Origin of the sequence: Leptotrichia sp. oral taxon 879 str. F0557, from assembly GCF_000469385.1 — a bacterium.
In the GTDB taxonomy this organism is placed as follows: Bacteria; Fusobacteriota; Fusobacteriia; order Fusobacteriales; family Leptotrichiaceae; genus Leptotrichia; species Leptotrichia mesophila.
Map to the genome: position 1 here is coordinate 1 of NZ_KI271314.1, position 5,920 is coordinate 5,920.

Consider the following 5,920-nt stretch of genomic DNA (forward strand, 5'->3'; position numbering starts at 1 on the left):
TTTAGTTTGTCGCAATATATTATACAATCTATGAATATCTATTACGTATTTCTTAAATATTTTTTCAAATTACAAACACCTCTTTATTTTTCATTAAATACAAGATTACTAAACAAATCTGGTAGATAATACTTTTATAAAAATTTATCTTCCAAAATTCTTTTGAATTTTCTTCATATCCCTGTCAATGTCTTTTCTTTTCAATGATTCCCTCTTATCATGCATCTTTTTACCTTTTGCCAGCCCTATTTCCATTTTTACAAGCCTTTGCTTTGTATAAACTGAAATTGGAACAATAGTGTAGCCTTGTTCTTTGATTTTTTCACTCCATTTTTTTATTTCACGTCTATTCAAAAGCAATTTTCTTACACGAGATTCTGCAACATTATTAATATTCCCAAATTCATAAGGCGTAATATGCATATTCATCACAAAAACTTCATCCCGTATAATTCTTATAAAACTTTCTTTTATGCTGACTTTTCCAGCTTTCACCGATTTTACTTCCGTTCCTACAAGTTCAATACCTGCTTCCAGCTTGTCTTCTATGAAATAATCGTGAAAAGCCTTTTTATTCCTAGCTAATACTGGCATTTTCCCTCCTTCCAATGTTTTCTTTTATTCTTCTTCTATTTCCTCAATTTTTACTCTTTCTTCCACATAAGGTATGACCTCAATTTCCATTTTTGTATAACTTGCACTTACAACACTTACTTTCATTGTATTTCCCATAGTGTAGGACTCATTATTTCTTTTATCTACAATTTTAAAGTTTTCCTCATCATAAATAAAGTTATCACGTGCTGTTGTAACATTGTAAACCACTTCTATGTGATTTTCCAGTTCCATAAATATCTTATTTTTATTCATCCCGCTAAGTCTAGCAATATAAACTTGTCCAATTTTATCTTGCATATACTCAATCAACTTGATTTTTACACTGTCTTCTTCCAGTTTATCCGCTATTCTTTCCGTTCTCGAAATACTTGAGGCAATTGCTTCAAAATTAGCTCCATATTTAGCCTTTTCTTTTTCGTTCATAAATTTTTCAATCGAACGTCCAAGCATTCTATGAACAATTAAGTCAGAATAACGACGTATCGGTGATGTAAAGTGCAGATAATATTTAGAAGCAAGACCAAAATGTCCCAGATTTTTGTTGGCATATCTTGCACGCTGCATTGCCCGTAAAATCAGTTTGTGAATCAAATACCCTTCTGGCAGTCCTGTCGTTCTTTCTATTATGTTCTGGAATTTGCCAGGATGCATTTCTTCCAATCCTTTTAGGGAATATCCAAATTTTATCAGTGTTTCATTTAACGCTTGAACTTTCGCCTTGTCAGGATCTTCGTGGACTCTGTAAATTGCTGGAATTTCTTCCCAGAAAAGTTTTTCCGCCACAGTTTCATTTGCAATAACCATAAAGTCTTCAATAATTCTTTCAGCTTCCCCTCTAGAACGCAATACAATGTCCTTTACGGCCTTATTTTCATCTAAGATTACCTTTATCTCAGGTAATTCAAAATCAATGCTCCCACGTCTCTTTTTGTTGTTTCTGATGATTTTAGATAATTCCAGCATATTTTTTAGCATTTCATCAATTTTTCTATATTTGTCATAAAGACCTTTGTATTCTTCAGATGCTTCATTTTTTTCCAAAATTGTATTTACATTTTCATAAGTCATTCTGTATTTTGATTTTACAACCGATTTGTAAAAATCATTTCTTACAACTTTACCTTTTTTATCCAAATCCATTTCTACAGTAAAAGTTAGCTTATCCTCATTCGGATTAAGTGAACATAAATTATTTGACAATTTTCTTGGCAACATAGGAATTACCCTGTCTACAAGATAAATTGAGTTTCCACGCTTCAATGCTTCTGTATCAATCTCGCTATTTTCCCGTACATAGTAAGAAACATCGGCAATGCTTACAAAAAGTTTATACCCATCTTCTGTTTTTTCCACATAAACTGCATCATCCAAATCTTTCGCATCAGAGCCATCAATTGTAATAATGTCAAGATGTCTCAAATCTTTTCGATTTTTTAGTTCTTCCGAAAAATCTTCATCAATTTTGTCCAGTTCCTGCAAGACTTCATTTGGAAATTTCTCCTCAATTCCTTCATTCAAAAGCAATGATGAAATTAGTGCCTCTGTATCCTTAGGACTTCCCAGAACACTTACAATCTCTCCTTCAGGCTTTCTTTCCTCATCTCCCCAAAAATCCACCTTTACAGCCACTAAATCTCCAGTTTTTGCACCTTTTATCAATTTTTTCGGAATATAAATATCCTTCGAAGAATTTCTTGGACGCACAAAGCCAAAACTTAAATTATGCTCAAAAACGCCAACAATAACATCCCGATTTCTTTTTACAACTTTGTAAACTTCTCCTTCACGTTTCTTTCCATCTGAACTTTCCTTCAAAATACGTACCAAAACAGTATCTCCATTCATAGCTGTATTCAAATAAGCTCCAGGAATAAAGACGCTAGCCTCTCCATTAATATCAAGAAATCCGAAATTTCCGTTAGAAATAGAAATTTCCCCTTTCACAAACCCTTCCTTCTCAGGCAAGGTATATCTTCCATTCCTTTTCAAATAAATATCGCCACTTTCTTCCCATGCATTTAAAAGTTGCTTATACATTTTCCGTTTTTTCTGGCTCCATTCCAGCAACTGCAATATTTTCTGAAAAGTAAACTCATACTCTGCTAGTACTTGTCGCAAATATTTTAATTCACGCTCTTCCTTGAGTTCCATTTTCCGAGTTTTTTCATTTTCTTTTTTTATATTGTAATTTTTTCCACTAAATTTTTTTCCTTTATGAAAATTTTTATCGTTATTTTCAATATTTTTATGTTTTTCTTTCTTTTGTTTATTTCCCATATTTTACCTCTGTCTTATTCAATACATCAAATTATACTATTCTTCATTTAAATCAGATACTTCATAAATTTTGAACTACATTATTCTAACAAGTCAAGTATTGAAACTTCTTATAATTAATATAATTTGTATTTTTTAATGAAATTTAGTATTAGTCTAAATTATAAAATTCTAACAAAATATACCTATATATTGAGAAAATAATAAAATTTCAGATATATTTTAAATCAATTTTTATTTTTTAGATTAAATTTGATTTTTTTAATTTTAGAGTTGATTTGCTATTATTGAATTTCTAAATTTTATAATATTGGGATGAATAATTGAATCCTTCGAAAGTAAATATTTCAATTTTTCCTCAATTTCAAATTTTATTGCTTTATCTAAATCAGTTTTTGCAAGTTCTCTAGCTGTTTCTACACCTTCCCAGCTTCTCCCTTCCTCAATCGCATCTGAAAGATAAACAATCTTAGCAAGAGTACTCATATTTTCTTTACCAATCGTATGATATTTTATTCCATCCAAAATTTCTTCATCATCAATTCCAAACAAGTCATAATTTTGCCGTACAAACTCAGCTCCTGCAAATCCATGAAGCACAGCTGTAGACTTCGACATCTTATCCTCTACTTCAGGATATTTCCCCTTCGTCAAGTCAATCATAACTGACAAGTCAAAAAATTTTGCCACATCATGAAGCCAAGCTGAAGCTGCAACTTTTTCCACATCTACATTATAAATTTTTGCAAGTTCTACAGCACATTTAGCAACTCTTTCCACATGATCGTATCTTTTTTCATCCAAATATTTTTTTACATTCTTCTTAATTACTTCTATATTCATAATACCACTTCCCCTAATTTACAACAATTTTCAAATATAGTAATTCCAGCTTAAATCAAGAATAAAGATTAGCCTTCTCTACAGCCAATCCTTTACTTTTACATATTTTTACTCTAATTTTTGAACATAACTATAAATCAACATCTATTGACATTATTATACTACACTAGAAAGAAAAAAACAAGAAATTAAGGATTAGAGGAATTGAGATATATTTTGAAAAGATTTAAATAAAATGTAATGAAATAAATTAATTTATAAATAAAAAACACTCTAGGAGTATAGAGTGCAATTTATTATGAAAAAATTTATTATATTATTGGTGCCCGAGGCCGGAGTCGAACCGGCACGATATAAAATCGACGGATTTTGAGTCCGTTGCGTCTACCAATTTCACCACTCGGGCATATAGATTTAATGTTACTTGATTAGTATAATATATTTTTGAATTTTTGTCAACTTATTTTTTCAATTTTTCAAATTTTTTAACAAAAAAGAGATGAAAAAATATCTCATCTCTCTTTCTATGAATCATTCTGAATAATTAAGTAACTATTTAACTTCTAAACCAACTTTTACTCCAGCTCTTAATTCATTATATTCTCTTGTATATTGTTCTCTGTTACTATTGTAGTAACGTCCATCGTTATATACACCTTTAACAGTTTCTTTATTAACAACTCTATATTTAACTTCTGGATTTATAGTTAATTTTCCTACTGGAAGGTCAATTCCTTTTTTGTATCCTAATCCAGTCCATACTGAGAAATTGTTTTGGAATCCATGTCTAGCTGTTTGTCTTTCCCATTCATTTTCAAGATTAACCAATCCGTAAACTCCTGCTAATGAAGGTGTATTGTAGTTTGCTCCAACTGCATAATCTAAGTATACAGTAGATTTTGCATCTTTTCCAGTTTCTTTTAATTTACCTTTAGCATCTCTTAGATGATTATTTAAGTTTACATAGTATTTAAAGTTTCCAGCAGCATTATCAAGTAATTTACCACCAGTTTCTAAATCAAAGTTAGCTCCCCATCCAGATACTTTTTCTTTTCTGAAATCATTACCGGCCCATGCATTATCTGCAGATTTTCCTCCAGCTTGATCAAAGTAAACTAATTGAGATTTACCTTTGAAGTTGAATCCTAACAAGTTAAGTCCAAACGCTGGTCCTACATAGAATTCATTTGATGTTCCTCTATGTCCTCCATAAACACCTTTTCCACTTGTAGATTTATATTTCCATCCTAAATCCCAAGCAGCAGTCCAATTACCTAATGTTACATCTTTGTATAATGCAATATTGTTTTCCCAAGTTTGAGATTTATCATAAGTTCCTTTGTCATTAGTTCTAGTTACATAATCAAAATCATTTCTCACTCTGTCTTGGTCATTTTGAAAGTCAAATCTTAATCCTAAGTTTCCTTCGTCTACTAATTGTAAATCTCCACCAAAAGCATTTCTCCATCTGATTTTTTCTTGATTGTCTTTTCTAAATCCAGCGATTCCTAATCCATTTCCAGTATTATTTTTCTTATCTGTGTATGATCCTCTATATTCGCTAGAGAAATGAAATTCTTTTAAAGTATCTTGACTTTTATCCGCTAAAGCGAAATTAGATACTACTGCTAATGCTAATAATCCTAATAATTTTTTCATTGTTTTTCCTCCTAAAAATAATTTTAACAAATATACATCTTAACAATTCACAGCTAATTTTAGCACAATAATATGGATTTGTAAAGTTTTTTTAAAAAAAAGATATTTTATTAAAATCACATTTAATAAATATAGAGATTTTAATTAAAAAGTTTTTTACAAAATATACTCTGTTTATCTGAGTAAACTGTCTTAAAACTCAGATACAAGTACTATTATTGAGCTATTTATTTCTGAATGTAAGATGTATAAGACATTTTAATATTTTTTTGTTACATAGTGTAATCCAACACTTAATAATTCCTATATTAAGTATACCTCATATTTTTAAAAAAACAATAGCACTACGAATAAATTAATAAAAATTTTTTTATTAATTTAATTAAGTGCTATTTTTATTATGTTTTGATTATAAATAACTTTATTTATTAAAAATAACATCAAATAATTAAAAGATATTTACTAATTATTTAAGAAAGTTTCTTACAAAAAACTATTTAGTAATAGTTGCTACTACTCCTGA

The 5,920-nt window shown here is 29.6% G+C and carries 4 protein-coding genes and 1 tRNA gene; all 5 read right to left on the reverse strand.

What is annotated here, in order from left to right; translation table 11 throughout:
* Positions 1-144: 144 nt before the first annotated feature.
* Positions 145-594, reverse strand: coding sequence for an SsrA-binding protein SmpB (smpB, locus tag HMPREF1552_RS04660; protein ID WP_039889111.1), 450 nt, complete (start codon positions 592-594; stop codon positions 145-147).
* A gap of 24 nt (positions 595-618) precedes the next feature.
* Entirely contained in the window at positions 619-2,895 is a 2,277-nt protein-coding gene (rnr, locus tag HMPREF1552_RS04665) for a ribonuclease R (RefSeq protein ID WP_021743943.1), read from the reverse strand.
* A 267-nt stretch (positions 2,896-3,162) separates the two neighbouring features.
* Complete coding sequence (gene yqeK, locus HMPREF1552_RS04670; protein ID WP_021743944.1) at positions 3,163-3,738, reverse strand: bis(5'-nucleosyl)-tetraphosphatase (symmetrical) YqeK; 576 nt, start codon at positions 3,736-3,738, stop codon at positions 3,163-3,165.
* Positions 3,739-4,058: 320 nt separating this feature from the next.
* A tRNA-Leu gene (locus HMPREF1552_RS04675) sits at positions 4,059-4,144 on the reverse strand.
* A 146-nt stretch (positions 4,145-4,290) separates the two neighbouring features.
* Entirely contained in the window at positions 4,291-5,397 is a 1,107-nt protein-coding gene (locus HMPREF1552_RS04680; protein WP_021743945.1) for a hypothetical protein, read from the reverse strand.
* Positions 5,398-5,920: the final 523 nt, after the last annotated feature.